This window comes from Micromonospora sp. NPDC092111, assembly GCF_044755745.1.
In the GTDB taxonomy this organism is placed as follows: domain Bacteria; phylum Actinomycetota; class Actinomycetes; order Mycobacteriales; family Micromonosporaceae; genus Micromonospora.
This window is the reverse complement of record NZ_JBIVRQ010000010.1, coordinates 219,401-238,182: the sequence shown is the minus strand read 5'-3', so window position 1 is coordinate 238,182 and position 18,782 is coordinate 219,401. Positions and strand designations below refer to the sequence as shown.

The 18,782-nt window shown below is 70.5% G+C and carries 15 protein-coding genes; 10 read left to right on the top strand and 5 right to left on the bottom strand.

Annotation, left to right across the window (positions count from 1 at the left end; translation table 11 throughout):
- Positions 1-12 precede the first annotated feature (12 nt).
- Entirely contained in the window at positions 13-684 is a 672-nt protein-coding gene (locus ACIQG9_RS20590) for a response regulator (protein WP_400404659.1), read from the top strand.
- Positions 685-862: 178 nt separating this feature from the next.
- The gene (locus ACIQG9_RS20585; protein WP_400404606.1) at positions 863-2,044 is read left to right on the top strand and encodes a thioester domain-containing protein; all 1,182 of its coding nucleotides are present in this window, start codon (positions 863-865) and stop codon (positions 2,042-2,044) included.
- Positions 2,045-2,103: 59 nt separating this feature from the next.
- On the opposite strand, the gene ACIQG9_RS20580 is transcribed toward ACIQG9_RS20585, so the two are convergent.
- Complete coding sequence (locus ACIQG9_RS20580) at positions 2,104-2,838, bottom strand: PIG-L deacetylase family protein (protein ID WP_400404604.1); 735 nt, start codon at positions 2,836-2,838, stop codon at positions 2,104-2,106.
- A gap of 430 nt (positions 2,839-3,268) precedes the next feature.
- Between ACIQG9_RS20580 and ACIQG9_RS20575 the strand changes: the two genes are divergently transcribed.
- From ACIQG9_RS20575 to ACIQG9_RS20555, 5 genes are all read left to right on the top strand, one after another.
- Positions 3,269-4,909 (top strand): ABC transporter substrate-binding protein, encoded by a 1,641-nt coding sequence (locus ACIQG9_RS20575; RefSeq protein ID WP_400404602.1) that lies wholly within the window; start codon positions 3,269-3,271, stop codon positions 4,907-4,909.
- Positions 4,910-5,062: 153 nt separating this feature from the next.
- On the top strand, positions 5,063-5,989 hold the full coding sequence (locus ACIQG9_RS20570; protein WP_400404600.1) for an ABC transporter permease: 927 nt from the start codon (positions 5,063-5,065) through the stop codon (positions 5,987-5,989).
- Positions 5,990-6,061: 72 nt separating this feature from the next.
- The gene (locus tag ACIQG9_RS20565; protein WP_400404598.1) at positions 6,062-7,039 is read left to right on the top strand and encodes an ABC transporter permease; all 978 of its coding nucleotides are present in this window, start codon (positions 6,062-6,064) and stop codon (positions 7,037-7,039) included.
- 26 nt (positions 7,040-7,065) lie between these two features.
- Positions 7,066-8,094 (top strand): ABC transporter ATP-binding protein, encoded by a 1,029-nt coding sequence (locus ACIQG9_RS20560; RefSeq protein ID WP_400404657.1) that lies wholly within the window; start codon positions 7,066-7,068, stop codon positions 8,092-8,094.
- Positions 8,087-9,100, top strand: coding sequence for an ABC transporter ATP-binding protein (locus tag ACIQG9_RS20555; RefSeq protein WP_400404596.1), 1,014 nt, complete (start codon positions 8,087-8,089; stop codon positions 9,098-9,100). The genes ACIQG9_RS20560 and ACIQG9_RS20555 overlap by 8 nt, the downstream gene beginning before the upstream one ends.
- A gap of 76 nt (positions 9,101-9,176) precedes the next feature.
- Here the strand turns inward: ACIQG9_RS20555 and ACIQG9_RS20550 are convergent, their stop codons facing one another.
- Together ACIQG9_RS20550 and ACIQG9_RS20545 are read right to left on the bottom strand one after the other, a co-directional pair.
- Positions 9,177-9,530, bottom strand: coding sequence for a chorismate mutase (locus tag ACIQG9_RS20550; RefSeq protein WP_400404594.1), 354 nt, complete (start codon positions 9,528-9,530; stop codon positions 9,177-9,179).
- Positions 9,531-9,794: 264 nt separating this feature from the next.
- Entirely contained in the window at positions 9,795-11,645 is a 1,851-nt protein-coding gene (locus ACIQG9_RS20545) for a bifunctional metallophosphatase/5'-nucleotidase (protein WP_400404592.1), read from the bottom strand.
- A 397-nt stretch (positions 11,646-12,042) separates the two neighbouring features.
- On the opposite strand from ACIQG9_RS20545, the gene pcrA reads away from it, so the two are divergent.
- Entirely contained in the window at positions 12,043-14,445 is a 2,403-nt protein-coding gene (gene pcrA / locus ACIQG9_RS20540) for a DNA helicase PcrA (protein WP_400404590.1), read from the top strand.
- Between the two features lie 61 nt (positions 14,446-14,506).
- On the opposite strand, the gene ACIQG9_RS20535 is transcribed toward pcrA, so the two are convergent.
- Together ACIQG9_RS20535 and ACIQG9_RS20530 are read right to left on the bottom strand one after the other, a co-directional pair.
- Complete coding sequence (locus ACIQG9_RS20535) at positions 14,507-15,241, bottom strand: peptidoglycan DD-metalloendopeptidase family protein (protein WP_400404654.1); 735 nt, start codon at positions 15,239-15,241, stop codon at positions 14,507-14,509.
- Positions 15,242-15,584: 343 nt separating this feature from the next.
- On the bottom strand, positions 15,585-16,301 hold the full coding sequence (locus tag ACIQG9_RS20530) for a M23 family metallopeptidase (RefSeq protein WP_400404588.1): 717 nt from the start codon (positions 16,299-16,301) through the stop codon (positions 15,585-15,587).
- A 387-nt stretch (positions 16,302-16,688) separates the two neighbouring features.
- On the opposite strand from ACIQG9_RS20530, the gene ACIQG9_RS20525 reads away from it, so the two are divergent.
- Both ACIQG9_RS20525 and sucC read left to right on the top strand, forming a co-directional pair.
- On the top strand, positions 16,689-17,093 hold the full coding sequence (locus tag ACIQG9_RS20525) for a cobalamin B12-binding domain-containing protein (RefSeq protein WP_400404586.1): 405 nt from the start codon (positions 16,689-16,691) through the stop codon (positions 17,091-17,093).
- A gap of 509 nt (positions 17,094-17,602) precedes the next feature.
- The gene (gene sucC, locus ACIQG9_RS20520; RefSeq protein ID WP_400404584.1) at positions 17,603-18,781 is read left to right on the top strand and encodes an ADP-forming succinate--CoA ligase subunit beta; all 1,179 of its coding nucleotides are present in this window, start codon (positions 17,603-17,605) and stop codon (positions 18,779-18,781) included.
- The last annotated feature ends 1 nt before the right edge of the window (position 18,782 follow it).

Sequence of the window (18,782 nt, the reverse complement as noted above, 5' to 3'; positions counted from 1 at the left end):
GCGGAACAGTCGATGGAACCGGTGCAGGGGGCGGGCGCCCGGGAGGAGCGGCTGCGGGTCTTCCTCGTCGACGACCACGCCATGTTCCGGGCCGGCGTACGGGCCGAGCTGGGCACGCACGTCGAGGTGGTCGGGGAGGCGAGCACGGTGGCCGAGGCGGTCTCCCGGATCGCCGTGTCCCGGCCCGACGTGGTGCTGCTCGACGTGCACATGCCCGACGGCGGCGGCCGGGCGGTGCTGGACGCGATGCGGCGCAGCCACCCGCAGGTGAAGTTCCTGGCGTTGAGCGTGTCGGACGCCGCGGAGGACGTGATCGGGCTGATCCGGGCCGGTGCCCGGGGTTACGTCACCAAGACCATCTCGCCGGACGAGCTGACCGACGCGATCCGCCGGGTGGCCGACGGTGACGCCGTGTTCAGCCCGAGGCTGGCCGGTTTCGTGTTGGACGCCTTCGCGGCCCGCCCGGACGCCCCGGTCGCCGACCCGGAGCTGGACCAGCTCACCAACCGGGAGCGTGAGGTGCTGCGCCTGCTCGCCCGGGGGTACGCGTACAAGGAGATCGCCAAGGAGCTGTTCATCTCGATCAAGACGGTCGAGACGCACGTGTCGAACGTGCTCCGCAAGCTCCAGATGTCCAACCGGTACGAGCTGTCCCGCTGGGCGGCGGACCGACGGCTCGTCTGACACCACCCAATCCGGGAACATGACCCGATCCACCCCAGGGGATGACAAGAGATCAATTCATGTCGCATAATGCCCCGTCGCGTTCGCGCGTGCGGGTGGTGCCACGACCCCGCGCGACGGCGATGTACGTCGGCCCGCCGGGAGCGGGTCCACCCCTGGGGAGAGGTGCACGGAACTGATGTTCGGAAAACAAGGACGACGCTGGGCGGGACTCGCCGCGGCGGTCGTCACCGGCGGCGCGCTGGTGCTCGCCGCAGCCGGCCCGGTGGCCGCCGCGACGCCCACGAAGGGCGTGGCGCGGGCGGTGCCGGGCACCGGCGTCACGCTCAAGCTGGACGGCCGCAAGCAGGCCACCTCGGCGCTCGCCCTGGAGTTGGCGGCCGGCACCGTGCCGGTCTTCTGCATCGACTTCCACACTCCGGTGGCCCGCGACGGCGAGTACGCCGAGGGCACCTGGGACGAGTCGAAGGTGAAGAACCTCGGCAAGGTGCAGTGGGTGCTCACCCACGGCTACCCCAACGCCGACCGGGCGAAGCTGCTCGCCGCGGCCGGGGCGACCCTGCCCGGCGGGCTGGCCGACACCCGCCGCGACACCCTGCTCTACTTCGGCACCCAGACCGCCGTCTGGCACTTCAGCGACGGCATCGTCCTCGGGAACTGGGAGCGCGGCCTGACCGACGCCGCCGAATACCAGGTGATCCGCAAGGTCCACGACTACCTGATCCGGAACGCGACCGACCAGCCGGAGCCGAAGGCCGAGCTGACCCTCGACCCGGCCAACGCCAGCGCGACCACCGGCGGCCGGGCCGGGCCGTTCACGGTGCACGGGCCGGCGGGGGAGATCGCGTTGAAGGTCAGCGGCGGGAAGGCCGTCGACGCCGATGGCCGGCCGGTCGGTACGACCACCAACGGCGGGCGGTTCTGGCTGACCGCGGCCGAGGCCGGCCCGGTCACCGTGACCGTTTCCGCCCAGGACTCGGTCTCCTTCGGCCGGGTCTTCCTCTTCGCCGGCGGCCGGGACGCCAAGCAGAAGCTGATCCTCGGCGGCAGCGCCGGCACCTCGGTCACCGCCGCCGCCACGGCCAGCTTCGCCGCCGCCCCGAACTCGCCGTCGCCGTCGGCTTCGCCGTCCGCGTCGCCGTCGCCGTCGGCGGAGACCCCGACGCCGTCCGCCCCGGCGGAGTCCCCGTCGACGCCGGCCAGCCCGGCGCCGTCGACCTCGCCGGCCGGCGACGGCGGGAGTCTGCCGCTGACCGGCTCGCCGACCGGCCTGGCCGTGCTGGCCGGGTTGGCGCTGCTCGCCTTCGGCGCGGTCGCCGTGCTGCTGGTCCGCCGCCGCCGGGTGCGCTTCACCGCCTGACGGACGGATGTTCCGGCCCCGGCATCCCGCGTGGTGCCGGGGCCGTTCCGTCCGCCGGGTCACTCGGTACGCAGCACGGTGAATGCCTCGGCCAGCCGGCCCGGTGGCAGGCCGGCGTTGTCGGCGACCGTGGTCAGCCGGTCCCGGACCCAGCTCTCGACGTCCAGGTGGCCGGTCTGCGAGCGGTGCGCCCGCATCGCCGCGACCTTGCGGGCGACGTGCCGGGTGACGTCGACGACGTGGTCCGGGGCCGGGCCGCCGGCGTACCAGACCTCCCGTACCACCCAGGGCTCCAGGCCCTCGGCGAGCAGTTCGGGGTGGGCGAACGGGTTGCGGGCGTCCGGGTAGACGGCGCAGGTGGTGGCCTCGCCGACGGCGAGGTGGTCGGGGTGGCTGGGGCCGGTGAGCTGCTCCCACCGCCGCAGCGGGGAGCTGGTCAGCACCCGGTCGGGTCGGCACCGGCGGATCGCGGCGGCGACGTCCCGGCGCAGGCGCAGCGTGGGGCTGACCGTCCCGTCGCGGTAGCCGTCGAGGAAGTCGACCCGGCCCACCCCGACCTCGGCCGCCGCGGCGCGCTGCTCCTGCTCGCGCAGCCGGGGCATCCGCTCCCGGGCGGTGTCGTCGAACCCGCCGGAGTCACCCCGGGTGACAATCAGATACCCGACTTCGATACCCTCCTCCACCCAGCCGGCGATCGTCCCCGCACAGCCGAAGTCGATATCGTCCGGATGGGCAAAAACGGCCAACGCTCGGTGGACGTCGGAGAGCGCCGGAGCGGACGCGGGGAAGCTCACAGTCCCAGCCTACGGTCGCGGCCGCACTGGGTTGACTTGATGTCTTACCTGCTCAGAGCGGTACGAGCGGGGCAGTTGGTGATCTTTTCTCAAGTATCGGCTACGTGGCGGGCAACTAACGGCTTGATAACGGCACCTTCACGTAATGGGCCGGTGGGTGTCACAGTGGCAACACCTCACCCCTGGCGTGAGGCCCCTGTGCATCCCGCCGGCCACGTTCGCCACTGTCTCCGACACGGTTCGTGGCCGTCGAGCCTGCCCGGGAGCCGACCGCGGGAGTGCGGTGGCCCGGCGGATCGGTACCCCTGGGGTGTCCCGATTTCTCTGCGGTGACCGGTGATCTGCGACATGGGATCGCCGGGCGGTGTCACCCCCCCAACGTGCGTGAAACCCACGACGGAACCAGGTTAGAAAGAGGAGGCCCCTCGTAATGAGAGTCTCGAAGCGGGCGAGCGGCGCCATCGCCGTGGGTGCGGCGTTCGCGCTCATCGCGTCCGGCTGCTCCAGCGGCAGCGACGACGAAGGCGGCAGCGCCACCAGCTCTGACGGCGCCATCGTCGTTGACGGCACCGAGCCGGAGAACCCCCTGGTTCCGGCGAACACCACCGAGACCGGTGGTGGCAAGGTCATCGACTGGCTGTGGACCGGCCTGGTCGAGTACCCGAACAACGGTGGCGCGCCGCAGAACGCGCTGGCCGAGTCGATCGAGACGACCGACTCCAAGGTCTACAAGATCAAGATCAAGCAGAACACGAAGTTCCACGACGGCACCGTCGTCAAGGCCAAGAACTTCGTGGACGCCTGGAACTGGGGCGCCTACTCGCCGAACGGCGCGCAGAACGCCAGCTTCTTCGCCGACATCGCGGGCTTCGCGGACGTCAACACCTCCGACCCGGACGGCGACGGCCCGAAGAAGGCCCCGGAGCCGGCGGCCAAGGAGATGTCCGGCCTGAAGGTCGTCGACGACTGGAACTTCGAGGTCACGCTCGGCGCGCCGACCGCGGTGTTCCCGACCAAGCTCGGCTACAGCACCTTCATGCCGCTGCCGGACGCCTTCTTCACCCAGGGTGCTGAGGCCTTCGGCAAGAAGCCGATCGGCAACGGCCCGGTGAGCTTCGTCTCGTGGGAGAACAACGTCACGATCAAGCTGACGCGGTTCGACGACTACAACCTGCGCGACAAGATGAAGATCAAGGACGTCACCGTCAAGATCTACCAGGACGACACGGCGGCCTACAGCGACCTGGTCTCCAACAACCTGGACTTCCAGCAGCAGGTTCCGGTCTCCTCGCTGGCCGGCGACAAGTGGAAGGGCGACCTGGGCGACCGGGCCATCGCCTCCACCACGCCGTCCACCGGCATCATCGCGTTCCCGATCTACGACAAGCGCTTCCAGAACCCGAAGCTGCGCAAGGCGATCTCGCTGTCGATCGACCGCAAGGAGATCACCGACAAGATCTTCTTCGGTAACCGCAAGCCGGCCGACAGCTGGGCCAACCCGCTGACCCCGGGCGCCAAGCCGGGCAACTGCACCGCCTGCACCTTCGACGCTGCCCAGGCCAAGGCGCTGCTGGCCGAGGCTGGCGGCTTCACCGGCCAGCTGAAGATGTACTACAACGCCGACGCCAGCCACAAGGACTGGATGGAGGCCGTCGCCCAGCAGGTCAAGACCAACCTGGGTATCGACGCGGTCGCCGTCGGCGTGCCGACCTTCGCGGTCTTCCGCCAGAACATCAACGCCCACAAGATGGACGGCGCCTACCGGGCCGGCTGGCAGCAGGACTACCCGGACGTGGAGAACTGGATCAACCCGCTCTACGTGACCGGCGGTTCCTCGAACGACGGCCTGTACAGCAACCCCGAGGTGGACGCCCTGGCCAAGCAGGCCAGCTCCGCCCCGAGCCTGGACGCCTCGCACGAGCTGTTCGCCAAGGCGGTCGAGAAGATCGACCAGGACGTTCCGTCGATGCCGATCTACTTCGGTGGCCAGCAGTCCGGTCACTCCGAGAAGATCAAGAAGATGGAGCTGACCAACGTCGGCGAGCTCGACATCACCTCCGTCGAGCTCTGATCCGAACGGTCTGACCCCGGGTCGGGCTCGCCTACCGGTGAGCCCGACCCGGGGCCGTTCCGCGAGCGGGTGTACGACACCCCTCGCCACGTTGTCGCCATCCGCGTCGGCCGTACCCCCGCCCGACGCGCCCCTTGTCAGGAGGACCACCCCATGGGCCGTTATCTGGTGAGACGGCTGCTCCAACTCGTCCCGGTCTTCATCGGAACGACGTTAATGATCTACGCGCTGGTCTGGGCGGTCCCTGGTGACCCGTTCGCCGGCAAATGCGGTGATCGGGGCTGCCCCGACAACTACGTCGCCATGATGACCGAGAAGTACCACCTGGATCAGCCCTGGATCATGCAGTACTTCGCCTATATGAAGAACCTCCTGCAAGGCGACTTCGGCTCCACCTGGTCGGGGCGGCCGGTCGGCGAGATCATCGCCGCCGCCTACCCGAACACCCTCAAGCTGGCCGCAGTGGCCCTGATCATCGAGGCGGTCGTCGGCCTCACCGCCGGCGTCCTCACCGGCCTGCGTCGCAACGGCTTCCTGGACAACCTGGTCCTGGTCTCCACCCTCTTCCTGATCGCGCTGCCGGTCTTCGTGGTCGGCTTCGTGCTCCAGTGGCTCTTCGGCGTGAAGTGGCACATCGTCACCCCCACCGTCTCCAGTGAGATGCGCTTCACCGAGCTGATCCTTCCCGGCTTCGTGCTGGGCAGCGCGTCGATGGCGTACATCGCCCGGGTGATGCGGACCAGCATCGCGGAGAACCGCCGCGCCGACTACGTGCGGACGGCGATCGCCAAGGGGCTGCCGATGCGCCGGGTGGTCGGTGTCCACCTGCTGCGCAACTCGCTGATCCCGGTGGTGACCCTGCTCGGCACCGACCTCGGCGCCCTGATGGGCGGCGCGATCATCACCGAGGGCATCTTCCAGATCAACGGGATCGGACGCCAGGCTCTCCGGGCGATCGTGACCAAGGAGAGTTCCACCGTGGTCTCCATCGTGGTCGTCCTGGTGCTCGTCTACCTGCTGATGAACCTGCTGGTGGACCTGCTCTACGCCGCGTTGGACCCGAGGATCCGCTATGAGTGAGCGCAGCGAACGAATCGTCATTGCAGTGTGCGCGGGCAACCAGGCCGGCGCCGAGCGCAGCGAGGTGCAGGCATGAGCGACCCGAGTGCCGCTTCGATCGTGAGCACGCCCCGTCCCGAGCAGTTGACTGAGGCAAGCGCCACGGCGAGCGCAGGACCCGTCGGCAACGGCAAGAAGGAGAAGCCGCGCAGCCTGCTCGGCGACGCCTGGCTCGACCTGCGTCGCAAGCCGCTGTTCTGGATCTCCGCGACCTTCATCGTGCTCTTCGTGCTGATGGCCGCCTTCCCGTCGCTGTTCACCTCCGGTGATCCGTACAACGGTGCGCTGTCCCGCAGCCGGATCGAGCCCTCCAGTCAGGGGTGGTTCGGTTTCGACGTGCAGGGCCGGGACGTCTACGCCCGGGTCATCTACGGAGCCCAGGCGTCGATCCTGGTGTCCCTGCTCTCCGTTGTCGGCACACTGCTGATCGGCGGGACGATAGGGATCATCGCCGGCTACAAGGGTGGCTGGGTTGACGGACTGCTCTCCCGGATCGCCGACATCTTCTTCGGTCTGCCGTTCGTGCTCGGCGCGATCGTCATCCTGACCACCTTCAACGGTGCCGGTTCGAGCAACAGCGAGTGGCAGATCATGGGGCTGGTCACCGCGTCCCTGGTCGTGCTGAGCTGGCCGGTGGTCATGCGACTGATGCGTTCCTCGGTGCTCGCCACCAAGGAGGCCGACTACATCGTGGCCGCCCGGGCGATGGGCGCCAGCACCAGCCGGATCATCTTCAAGCACCTGTTGCCGAACTGCCTGGCGCCGCTGCTGGTCTACGGGACCATCATGATCGGCTCCTTCATCGGCGCGGAGGCCACCCTCTCCTTCCTGGGGATCGGCCTGAAGAGCCCGGTGGTCTCCTGGGGCATCATGATCAATGAAGCGCAGAACTACCTCCGGGTCTCGCCCTTCCTGCTCTTCTTCCCCTCCGCGTTCCTCGTCACCGCCGTGCTGAGCTTCGTGATGCTCGGCGAGGCGGTCCGCGAGGCCCTCGACCCGAAGCTCCGATAGGGGAGACTGAGTTGTCCGACATTCTCGTGTCCGAGCAGTCCGCGCCCGGCGCCGACGGATCCGGCCGCCCCTCCGGTCGGCTGCTCGAGGTCGACGGCCTGCGGGTGGAGTTCCGCACCCGGGACGGCGTCGCCAAGGTCATCAACGGAGTCACGTACCACGTCGACGCGGGGGAGACCCTCGCCGTGCTCGGTGAGTCCGGCTCCGGCAAGAGCGTCACCGCGCAGACCATCATGGGCATCCTGGACATGCCGCCCGGCTTCGTCACCGGCGGGCAGGTCCGCTTCCACGGCAAGGACATGCTCGCCATGTCCGCCGAGGAGCGCCGCCGCATCCGTGGCGAGGGCATCGCGATGATCTTCCAGGACTCGCTCTCCGCGCTGAACCCGGTCTTCACCGTCGGGTTCCAGATCGCCGAGCAGTTCCGGGTCCGGCGCGGCATGAGCCGCGCGGACGCCAAGAAGCGCGCGATCGAGATGCTCGACCAGGTCAAGATCCCGAACGCCAAGGGCCGGTTCAGCAACTACCCGCACCAGTTCTCCGGCGGCATGCGGCAGCGCGCGATGATCGCGATGTCGCTGGCCCTCGACCCCGAGGTGCTGATCGCGGACGAGCCGACCACCGCGCTGGACGTGACCGTGCAGGCCCAGATCATGGACCTGCTCGGTGAGCTCCAGCGGGAGCGGCGGATGGGCATGATCCTGATCACCCACGACCTCGGCGTGGTCGCCGACGTCGCGGACCGGATCGCGGTCATGTACGCCGGCCGGATCGTCGAGGAATCCGACGTGTACGACCTGTACGCCAAGCCGGCGCACCCGTACACCCTCGGCCTGCTCAACTCGATCCCCCGCCTGGACGAGAAGGGGCAGCAGCTCCGGACGATCAAGGGCCTCCCGCCGAACCTGATGAACATCCCGCCGGGCTGCCCGTTCAACCCGCGCTGCCCGATGGCGCAGCCGGTGTGCCGGGAGAGCCTCCCCCCGCTGCTGCAGATCGGCGCCGCTCGGGCCAGCGCCTGCCACTTCGCCGAGGAGCTGGTGAACCGTGACTGAGAACATCATCGAAGTCCGTGACCTGGTCAAGCACTACCCGGTCACCCGGGGCGTCGTGTTCAAGAAGACCATCGGTCACGTCAAGGCCGTCGATGGCGTCTCGTTCGAGCTGAGGGCCGGCGAGACGCTGGGTGTGGTCGGCGAGTCGGGCTGCGGCAAGTCGACGCTGAGCCGGGTGCTGATGAACCTGGAGAAGCCGACCGCCGGCAGCGTGCACTACAAGGGCCAGGACATCTCCAAGCTCTCCGGTGGCGCGCTGCGGCGGCTGCGCCGGCAGATCCAGCTCGTGATGCAGGACCCGTACACCTCGCTGAACCCGCGGATGACGGTCGGTGACCTGATCGGCGAGCCGTTCGAGATCCACCCGGAGGTGGCGCCGAAGGGCAGCCGCCGGGACAAGGTCAAGGAACTGCTCGACCTGGTGGGCCTCAACCCGGAGCACATCAACCGGTACCCGCACCAGTTCTCCGGCGGCCAGCGGCAGCGCATCGGCATCGCCCGGGCGCTCGCCCTGCGTCCCGAGGTCATCGTCTGCGACGAGCCGGTCTCGGCCCTGGACGTCTCCATCCAGGCGCAGGTGATGAACCTGCTGGAGAAGCTCCAGAACGAGCTCGGCCTGTCGTACGTCTTCATCGCGCACGACCTGTCGGTCGTGCGGCACCTCTCCGACCGGGTCGCGGTGATGTACCTCGGCAAGATCGTGGAGATCGGCACCGAGGACGAGATCTACGAGCGGCCGACCCACCCGTACACCCAGGCGCTGCTCTCCGCGGTGCCGGTGCCCGACCCGACGCTGCGGAACAACAAGGCGATCATCCGGCTCACCGGTGACGTCCCGTCGCCGATCAGCCCGCCCTCGGGCTGCCGGTTCCGTACCCGGTGCTGGAAGGCGCAGGACATCTGCGCCGAGCAGTCGCCGCTGCTGGAGATCCGGTCGGGCTCGGACCACCCGAGCGCCTGCCTGTTCGCCGAGAAGCGGGAGATCGTCGCCACCCACGAGGCGTGAGACACCCCGGACCGCCTGTCACCGTCAGCCCGACGGCGGCAGGCGGTCCGCCGTTCGCCGCCCGTCCGGTCCGCCGCTACAGTGGCCCGCGCCCGGCGCGCAGCAGCAGCAGCGCCAGTTGGGTGCCGTCGGCCCCCAGCTCGCGGCGGAAGCGCTCCAGGATCTCCCGCTCCCGGGAGAGCACCAGCCGGGTACCCCCGGAGGCCATCCGGGTCGCCCCGACCTCCTGGGAGAGCGCGGCCCGTTCCTGCCAGAGCGCGATGATCGTGCGGTCGATCTCGTCGATCCGCTCGCGGATCGCCACGATCCGTTCCGCCGCTGCCGTGTCACCGGTGCCGGTACGGGCGGCCGCGGCCCCCGTCGGGTCGGTGCCGGCCGTCTCCTCGCGCCGCGCCAAACTGCCGCTGGACTCCGCCACGTCAGTCATCATCGTCGTACCCCTCGGGGTCTCGGGCCCGGTGTTCGGATCCCGGGACGAAAAAGCCCCGGGCTCTCCGAGCCCGGGGCTTTCGCAGGTCTTGTCGATCAGGCGCGACCTACGGCTGCCGGACTCCCGGTGCCGTAGTAAAAGTAGGAACGCTGACCGATCACGCCGTCGAGTATGCCGATCGGTGGGCGGTCCGCGCAAGGATTCCGGCCGACAGGTGGGAGGCCGCACGGCCCCGGCGCGGGGCCGGGACCGTGCGGCGCGGCGTCAGCCGAGGCGGGTGATCCGGTCCGCCGGGCCGGGGGTGACCGGCTCGCCGGCACCCAGGTACGCCACCAGGGCGTCCACGTCGAAGCCGGGGGCCGTGGTCCGGCCGGTGCCGGTCGCCAGCGTGGTGAACCCGTCCCCGCCGTTGGCGAGGAAGTCGTTCGTGGTGACCCGGTAGCTGGCCGCCGGGTCGACCGGGACGCCGTTCAGCGCCAGCGCGCTGACCCGGGAACCGGCCGGCGCGGTGCTGTCGTACGAGTAGGTCAGGCCGGCGGACGGCTGGAGGATCCGCTGGGTGGTCTGCCCGTTGAAGCCGACGAACTGCTGCTCCAGCACGTTCTTGAGCTGCGCACCGGTGAACGTCTGGGTGACCACCAGGTTGTTGAACGGCTGCACGGTGAACGCCTCGCCGTAGGTCACCTCGCCGGGTGCCTCACCGCCGGTCGACGCCCCGTACGACAGGGAGGCCCGGACACCGCCCGGGTTCATCAGCGCGAGCTGCGCCCCGTTGCCCTTCGTGTACGCGAGCTGCGCGTCGGCGATCACGTCGCCCATCGGGCTCTCCTGGTTGGGCCTGGGGTCCCGGACGATGTCCGCGCTGATCCTCCCGATCACCTTGTTGGCGATCGGGGCGACGGCGGCCCGGTACTTGTCGGCCAGCGCCTCGGCGCCCTTGTCGACCAGGGACCGGTTCTTGGCGAACACGCCGCCGGTCTGCTGCCAACTGCCGTCGGCGTTGCGCACGCCGTTCTCCACGATCACGTTCTTCGCGGTGATGGCGGTGAACCGGCCGGTACGGCGGTCCAGCGAGTAGTCGATGTCGGTGACCAACTGGCCGTTGCTGCCGGCGCTGGTGACCACGCTCGGCTTGCCCGAGGAGTTCGGCAGCGAGCAGGAGTAGAAGCGGTGGGTGTGCCCGGAGACCACCACGCCGAACTCCGGCCGCAGGCCCTTCACGATGTCCACGATCGGGCCGGAGAAGTTGGCGCAGTCGGAGACGCCCGGGGTGGTCGGCGGGGCCGACTGGGCACCGCCCTCGTGCACCAGCAGCACCATCGCCTTGACGCCGAAGAGCTTGAGCAGGCCGCCCCACTTGTTGGCGGTCTCCACCTCGTCCTTGAACTCGACCGAGCTGATGCCGGCCGGGTTGACGATGCCGGGGGTGCCCTCCAGGGTGACCCCGACGAAGCCGACCGGCACGCCACCGACGAACCGGACGTCGATCGGGGGCAGGATCGGCAGCTTGGTCTTCTTGTTGATGGTGTTGGCGGCGAGGTAGGTGAACTTCGCGCCCGCGAAGCCGTCGCCGTCCTGGCAGCCGTCCACCGGGTGGCAGCCGCCCCGGTTGATCCGGAGCAGCTCGTCGACGCCCTCGTCGAACTCGTGGTTGCCGACCGAGCTGATGTCCAGGCCGACCTGGTCCATCAGCTCGATGGTGGGCTCGTCGTGGAACGCGGCGCTGACCAGCGGGGTGGCTCCGATCAGGTCACCGGCGCCGACGGTGGTGGTGACCCGGCCTTCGGCCTTCGCCTCGGCGCGCAGCTTCTTCAGCCAGGTGGCGAGGTACTCCACGCCGCCGGCCGGGGTGCCGTTGACGGTGGCGCCGCTCCCGGCGGGCGGGTCGATCGCGCCGTGGAAGTCGTTGTAGCTGAGGAACTGGCCCTTGACCTCGCTGCCGGTCGCGCTGGCGTACGAGACGGCGACTGGGGCGAGGCCGGCCCCGGGGGTGGCGTCGGCCGGTTGCGCACCGGACCGGCCGGTGATGGGCAGGCTGGCCACGACGGCCAGCGCGAGGGCCGGTGCGGCGAGGTGACGCAGCACGGACCGACCGCGCGAGCGCGGTTGACTCATGGTTGTTCTCCCAAGTCGTGTACGGGGGAGTCGGGGGTTTCAGCGCCATCGTTCCGCCTCGGGCCCGAAGACGCCAGGGGCGGCACCGTGACAGCTTCGTCTCAGTCCTGAGCTGGTACGTGGCGTCCGCCGTCCCGGGTGCCCGGGTGCCCGGGTGCCCCGCTGGGCCGCCCACGGAATCGGGCCGGCCGGGGATTAGGGCCGGTGCCAGGGCCGGTGCCAGGGCCGGGGCCGGGCGGAGGTTGCGGGGTGCCGGCGCCGGGGCAAGGTGGCCGAGCGCGGGGGATGCGGGCGATGGCGGGCCAGGGGCTCCGCGGTGCGGGGGTGGTGGGCTCCGGCCCCTCCCGGGCGTGCGCGGGCGGGAAGTGTCCGGCCGGCGGCATAGACTCGCTCTGCGATGCATCCTCTCTTCGACATCCCCGCGTCCCCGCCCGCGCCCGAGCCCGCGTCGGTTCCGCCGCGCCGGCCCGGCCCCGCCGTCCGCCTCGACCCGCAGGCCCTGGTGGAGGGCCTGAACGGCCCCCAGCGGGACGCGGTGACCCACGCCGGCTCGCCGTTGTTGATCGTGGCCGGCGCGGGCTCCGGCAAGACCCGGGTGCTGACCCACCGGGTCGCCTACCTGCTCGCCGCGCGGGACGTCCACCCCGGCGAGATCATCGCGATCACCTTCACCAACAAGGCCGCCGGTGAGATGAAGGAGCGGGTGACCCAGCTCGTCGGCCCGCGCGCCCGGCTGATGTGGGTGTCGACGTTCCACTCGGCCTGCGTGCGCATCCTGCGGGCCGAGCACGAGCACGCCGGCCTCAAGTCGACCTTCTCCATCTACGACGCCGACGACTCGCGCCGGCTGATGCAGCTCGTCGCGCGGGAGCTGGATCTCGACCCGAAGCGCTACCCGGCGCGTGGCCTGGCCGCCCAGGTCTCCAACCTGAAGAACGAGCTGGTCGACCCGGAGGAGTTCGCCGGCCGGGCCAAGGGGCCCAACGAGCGGTCACTGGCGGAGGCGTACACGCTCTACCAGCGGCGGCTGCGCGAGGCGCACGCACTGGACTTCGACGACCTGATCATGACGACGGTGCACCTGCTCCAGTCGCACCCGCACGTGGCGGAGAGCTACCGCCGTCGGTTCCGGCACGTCCTGGTGGACGAGTACCAGGACACCAACCACGCCCAGTACACCCTGATCAAGGAGCTGGTCGCCGGCACCGAGGGGATCGCGCCGGCCGAGCTCTGCGTGGTCGGTGACGCCGACCAGTCGATCTACGCGTTCCGGGGCGCGACGATCCGCAACATCCTGGAGTTCGAGCGGGACTTCGTCGACGCCCGGACGATCCTGCTGGAGCAGAACTACCGCTCCACCCAGACCATCCTCAACGCGGCCAACGCCGTCATCGACCGGAACACCTCCCGTAAGCCCAAGCGGCTGTGGAGCGACGCCGGGGCCGGTGAGCAGATCGTCGGCTACGTCGCCGACACCGAGCACGCCGAGGCGGACTGGGTGGGCCGGGAGATTGACCGGTTGGTCGACGCGGGCGAGACCCGGCCGGGCGACGTGGCGGTCTTCTACCGCACCAACGCCCAGTCCCGGGTCTTCGAGGAGGTGTTCATCCGGGTCGGCCTGCCCTACAAGGTGGTCGGCGGGGTGCGCTTCTACGAGCGCAAGGAGGTCCGCGACGCGTTGGCCTACCTGCGCGCGGTGGTCAACGACGACGACACGGTCAGCCTCCGCCGGGTGCTCAACACCCCGCGCCGGGGCATCGGCGACCGGGCCGAGGCGTGCGTCGAGGCGCTCTCCAGCCGGGACCGGATCTCCTTCGGCGCGGCGTTGCGCCAGGCCAAGGACGCCCCGGGCATCTCCACCCGGGCCGCCAACGCCATCGGTGACTTCGTCGCGCTGCTCGACGACGCCCGCGAGCTGGCCGAGACCGGCACCCCGGAGGAGGTGCTGGAGGCGCTGCTCACCCGCTCGGGCTACCTCACCGAGCTGGAGGAGAGCCTGGACCCGCAGGACGCCGGCCGGGTCGACAACCTCCAGGAGCTGGTCAGCGTCGCCCGGGAGTACACCGAGCGGGTCGAGGCGCTGGGCGCCGACGGGGAACGGGCCACCCTGGCCGGCTTCCTGGAGCAGGTCGCCCTGGTCGCCGACGCCGACCAGATCCCCTCCGACGACCCGGACCATCAGGGTGTGGTCACCCTGATGACCCTGCACACCGCCAAGGGCCTGGAGTTCCCGGTGGTGTTCCTGACCGGCCTGGAGGACGGCGTCTTCCCGCACCTGCGCTCGCTGGGCGACACCCGGGAGTTGGAGGAGGAGCGCCGGCTGGCGTACGTGGGCATCACCCGCGCCCGGCAGCGGCTCTACCTGTCCCGGGCGGTCACCCGTTCGGCCTGGGGGCAGCCGGCCTACAACCCGCCGTCGCGGTTCCTGGAGGAGTTGCCGCCGGAACTGGTCCGCTGGGAGCGCACCGAGGGGTCGTACACCTCGTGGGCCGGCGGGGGCGGCGGCGTCGGCGGCCGCGCGGACCGGGTGGCCGGCGGGCGTGCAGGCTTCACCGGCGGTACGCCGAAGGCGACGCAGCTCGCGAAGCGGCTCGGGGTGGACGCCAGTCGGCTGGCCACCGCCAGTGAGCTGCCGCAGGGGCCGAAGGTGTCGGCCGGTGACCGGGTCAACCACCAGCGCTACGGGCTGGGTCGGGTGCTGGCGGTGGAGGGGCACGGCCCGGGTGCCCGGGCGCAGATCGACTTCGGCGACCAGACCATGTGGCTGGTGCTGCGACACGCCCCGATCGACCGGCTCTGAGCGACGACGCGGGGCCCGGCTCCGGCACGCCGCCGGGCCGGGCCCCTCCGTGTCGGCGGGGTCAGCAGGCCACGTCGATGCCCCGGGCGCGCAGGAACGGCGCCGGGTCGATCTGGTTCCACATCTGCCCCTGGTGCACCTCGAAGTGCAGGTGCGGGCCGGTGGAGTCGCCGGTGGAGCCCTCGTAGCCGATCACCTCGCCGGCCGTCACGTGGTCGCCGACGGTGACCTTGAGGCTGCTCTGGTGGGCGTAGTGGGTCAGGTAGCCGTTGCCGTGGTCGACGAAGACCGAGTTGCCGTAGCCGTCGCCGACGTCACCGGCCTTGACCACGGTGCCCGCGGCGGCGGCGTGGATCGGGGTGCCGGCCGGCATGGCGAAGTCGATGCCCGCGTGCAGGGTGCCCGACCGCTGCCCGTAGCAGGAGGTGATCTCGGCGCCGGCCATCGGCACCACCCAGGACGGCTTCGGCTTCGGCGTGACCGTCTTCTTCGGGGTGGGCTTCGCCGTCGGGGTGGCCCTTCGGGTCGGGGTGGCCGACGGGGTCGGGCTGGCCGTGGTGGGGCTGGCCGTGGTGGGGCTCGGCACGGCGGTGGGGCCGGCCGGGGTGGCCGACTCCCGGGTGGAGCGGTCGGCGCGGTCGGCGGCCTCGGCACGGGCCTGGGCGTCGAGCGCGACGGCGGTCGGCTCGGGGGTGTCGGCGCGGTCGAGGGTGATCGTGGCGACCCCGGCGAGGCCGAGGCCGACCAGCGCGACCGCGCCGACGACGAGGGCACGTGCGCCGCGTCGCCGCCGCATTCGGTGCCGGGCCGGGGCGGCCGGGATCTTCTCGTTCCGGGTGACGGTGTCGTCCCGGGTGGGGTTGTCTTCCAGCACGGCGGACCTTCACACACTCAGGGGGCTCGGACCCGGACCATCCTGGGCGTCGAAGTGACCCGGGGCGGGTACGGGTACCGACGGGTAGCGAGATCCGCCCCGGACGGCTGTCCGGCGGTGTCCCGGCGTAGTGGCGTCTGTCCTGATGTGCCCTCACGAAGCACCGTGTCCTCGGTCACATCACCGGGTGTGACCCAGTAGACTTGCCGCCACGAAAAACCGCCCGGATCGGCAGATCCGGGCGGTCAACAGGCGTTACGCAGCGTCAGGAAGCGGCTGCCTCGTTGTAATATGCCTCGACTTGCAGCTTGATGTCCACTCCGCGCTCCTGGAGCCACGGCACCGGGTCCAGCGGCTCGCCCTTGACATGGACCTCCAGGTGCAGGTGGGAGCCGTACGAGTGGCCGGTGTTGCCGACCAGCCCGAGCTGGTCGCCCGCCTTGACCTGCTGCCCCTCGTGGACGCTGACCGCCGAGGAGTGGCCGTAGATGGCCTCGCTGCCGTCCGCGTGCTGGACGATGACCGCGTAGCCGTAGCCGCCGAACCAGCCGGCCTTGGTGACCGTGCCCGAGTGGATGGCCACGTACGGGGTGCCCTCCGGCGCGACCAGGTCGATGCCGGTGTGCAGCTTGCCCCAGCGCATGCCGTAGGGGGAGTTGAAGTCGTAGCCCTGCAGCGGCAGCAGCCACGGGTCCTGCTCGGTGGCGGTGGCGCCGGCGTCCCGGGTGTTGTCACGGGACGCGCGGTCGGCGGCGTCGGCACGCGCGGCCGCGTCCTGGCTGGTGATCGAGGCTTGCTTGAGCTCGTCGAGGACCGACGGGCTGACGCTCTTGGCGTCCGGCATCGCGCCCGCGCCGAGCGCGACGATTCCGGCGCCCACGAAAGCGGTGGTGACGACCGCGGCGTAGCGGCTCCGCGGCGGGGTGGGTACGCGGCGGCGACCGCGATATCTATCGGGCTCAGACGACAGGCGCTGGCGCACGCACACCCTCCGTTGTCGGGGATCCGATGCGACTTCGGGCCGTTCGGTGATGCTCGTTCGAACGTCCGTTGGTCGCGTCGTCACCCGTCGGTGGACCTGATGACAACCGTGGACACGTTAGCCCTCCGCCGCGTCGGTCACAAGCGGAAGCGCCGAACCGGCGATTCCTTCTGTCCCTTTCCGTCCATCATTGTCATAGCTCCGAACGCCGGTCGGCCGTCCCCTGAACTGCCCGTTCGTCGCGTAGAGTGACCGTTCGGCGGAGGCGTCCGGCTTCCCGTCGGGCCGGCGGGACGGTAGGGGTCCGGCCCGGGTTCTCCGCACCTGGTCGGTCGGGTTACCGTTCGTTCAGCTAGTAGCCGCGGAGCCCGTGAAAGGTGTGCGCTGATGAGCTCTCGTATCCGGGTCGTCGTCGCGAAGCCGGGCCTGGACGGCCACGACCGGGGCGCCAAGGTGGTGGCGCGCGCCCTCCGCGACGCCGGTATGGAGGTCATCTACACCGGCCTGCACCAGACCCCCGAGCAGATCGTGGAGACCGCGATCCAGGAGGACGCCGACGCGGTCGGTCTCTCCGTGCTCTCCGGGGCGCACATGACGCTCTTCCGCCGGGTGCTGGAGCTGCTCGCCGAGCGGGAGGCCCGGGACATCGTCGTGTTCGGCGGCGGCATCATCCCGGACGCCGACCTCCCCGAGCTGGAGCAGCTCGGCGTCGCCAAGATCTTCACGCCGGGCGCGACCACCCAGTCGATCGTGGAGTGGGTCCGGGCCAACGTCGCCCAGCCGGTCGCCTGACCGCACCGTCCCGGTCCGTCCGGGGCATGATCCACCCCGTTGTACGGCAGTGGCGGTGTCCCGGGCCCGGGTCACCGCCATCTCGCGTAGCTCGGGGCCGGAGAGCAGGCAGGTCACCCGATCCTGGACAGGGGGGAAGGGCCGGACGCACCCCTCACACGCCCGGCCCCTCTATGCACGATGCCCCGCCGCCACCCCTCGACCGACAGGGCATCGGCCGCTCCCGTCATCGCGCTGACCAGCGCTCCGACATCAGACTCAACGATGCCCCAACGGTGGGGTTACGCACCTTCCGCGACAACCTGTGGGCCGCCCCGTGGCACCGGCGAGTCGTAGGCGGCGCGCTGTGCATTACCGCACACCGCGCACCCGCTCGGTTGCCGCCGGTGTCCACCTCGCTAGGCTGCGGCCAATGGCCTGTTTCAACTGATGACAGGCGTCAACGAAGTTTCCACAACGCTGGTGGCGGCGCGACGGCGCGCCGCGGAGACGGGACGGGACGCGCAATCGTGGACCTGTACGAGTACCAGGGGCGGGACCTGTTCGAGCGGCACGGCTTGCCCGTGCTCGCCGGCGGCGTCGCCACTACCCCGGAGGAGGCCCGCGCGATCGCCGAACGCCTCGGCGGTCGGGTGGTCGTCAAGGCGCAGGTGAAGGTCGGTGGCCGAGGCAAGGCCGGCGGCGTCAAGCTGGCCGAGGGCGCCGACGAGACGGTGGCCAGGGCCACCGACATCCTCGGCATGGACATCAAGGGTCACACCGTCCACAAGGTCATGATCACGGTGACCGCGGACGTGGCCGAGGAGTACTACTTCTCGTACCTGCTCGACCGGGCGAACCGCACCTTCCTCTGCATCGCCAGCGTCGCCGGCGGCATGGACATCGAGCAGGTCGCCGCCGAGACCCCCGAGAAGGTGGTCAAGGCCCCGATCGACGCGGTCAAGGGCGTGGACGAGGCGAAGGCCCGCGAGATCGTCGACGCGGCCGGCTTCCCGGCCGACGTCGCCGACCAGGTGGTCGACGTCGCGGTGGGGCTGTGGAAGGCATTCGTCGCCGAGGACGCCACGCTGGTCGAGGTGAACCCGCTGGCCAAGACGGGCGACGGCAAGCTGCTGCTGCTCGACGCCAAGATCACCCTGGACGAGAACGCCGGCTTCCGGCACCCGGACCACGAGGCCCTGGTCGACCAGGCCGCAGTGGACCCGCTGGAGCAGGCCGCCAAGGAGAAGGACCTCAACTACGTCAAGCTCGACGGTGAGGTCGGCATCATCGGCAACGGCGCGGGGCTGGTCATGTCCACCCTCGACGTGGTCGCCTACGCGGGGGAGCGGCACGGCAACGTCAAGCCGGCCAACTTCCTCGACATCGGTGGTGGCGCGAGCGCCGCGGTGATGGCCAACGGCCTGGAGATCGTGCTCTCCGACCCGTCGGTGCGCAGCGTCTTCGTCAACGTCTTCGGCGGCATCACCGCCTGCGACGAGGTCGCCAACGGCATCATCCAGGCGCTGGCCCTGTTGGAGCAGCGCGGCGAGAAGGTCACCAAGCCGCTCGTCGTCCGGCTCGACGGCAACAACGCGGAGGCCGGTCGGGCGATCCTCGACGGCGCCAACAACCCGCTCGTACAGCGGGTCGACACCATGGACGGCGCGGCCGAGCGGGCCGCCGAGCTGGCGGCTGCGGGGGTCTGAC

Bases quoted from the DNA above. Each gene is read 5' to 3' on its own strand.
- ACIQG9_RS20585 (WP_400404606.1), top strand. From the start codon at position 863: ATGTTCGGAAAACAAGGACGACGCTGGGCGGGACTCGCCGCGGCGGTC.
- ACIQG9_RS20545 (WP_400404592.1), bottom strand. From the start codon at position 11,645: ATGAGTCAACCGCGCTCGCGCGGTCGGTCCGTGCTGCGTCACCTCGCC.
- pcrA (WP_400404590.1), top strand. From the start codon at position 12,043: ATGCATCCTCTCTTCGACATCCCCGCGTCCCCGCCCGCGCCCGAGCCC.
- ACIQG9_RS20565 (WP_400404598.1), top strand. From the start codon at position 6,062: ATGAGCGACCCGAGTGCCGCTTCGATCGTGAGCACGCCCCGTCCCGAG.
- ACIQG9_RS20575 (WP_400404602.1), top strand. From the start codon at position 3,269: ATGAGAGTCTCGAAGCGGGCGAGCGGCGCCATCGCCGTGGGTGCGGCG.
- ACIQG9_RS20570 (WP_400404600.1), top strand. From the start codon at position 5,063: ATGGGCCGTTATCTGGTGAGACGGCTGCTCCAACTCGTCCCGGTCTTC.
- ACIQG9_RS20525 (WP_400404586.1), top strand. From the start codon at position 16,689: ATGAGCTCTCGTATCCGGGTCGTCGTCGCGAAGCCGGGCCTGGACGGC.
- ACIQG9_RS20550 (WP_400404594.1), bottom strand. From the start codon at position 9,530: ATGATGACTGACGTGGCGGAGTCCAGCGGCAGTTTGGCGCGGCGCGAG.
- ACIQG9_RS20590 (WP_400404659.1), top strand. From the start codon at position 13: ATGGAACCGGTGCAGGGGGCGGGCGCCCGGGAGGAGCGGCTGCGGGTC.
- ACIQG9_RS20535 (WP_400404654.1), bottom strand. From the start codon at position 15,241: ATGCGGCGGCGACGCGGCGCACGTGCCCTCGTCGTCGGCGCGGTCGCG.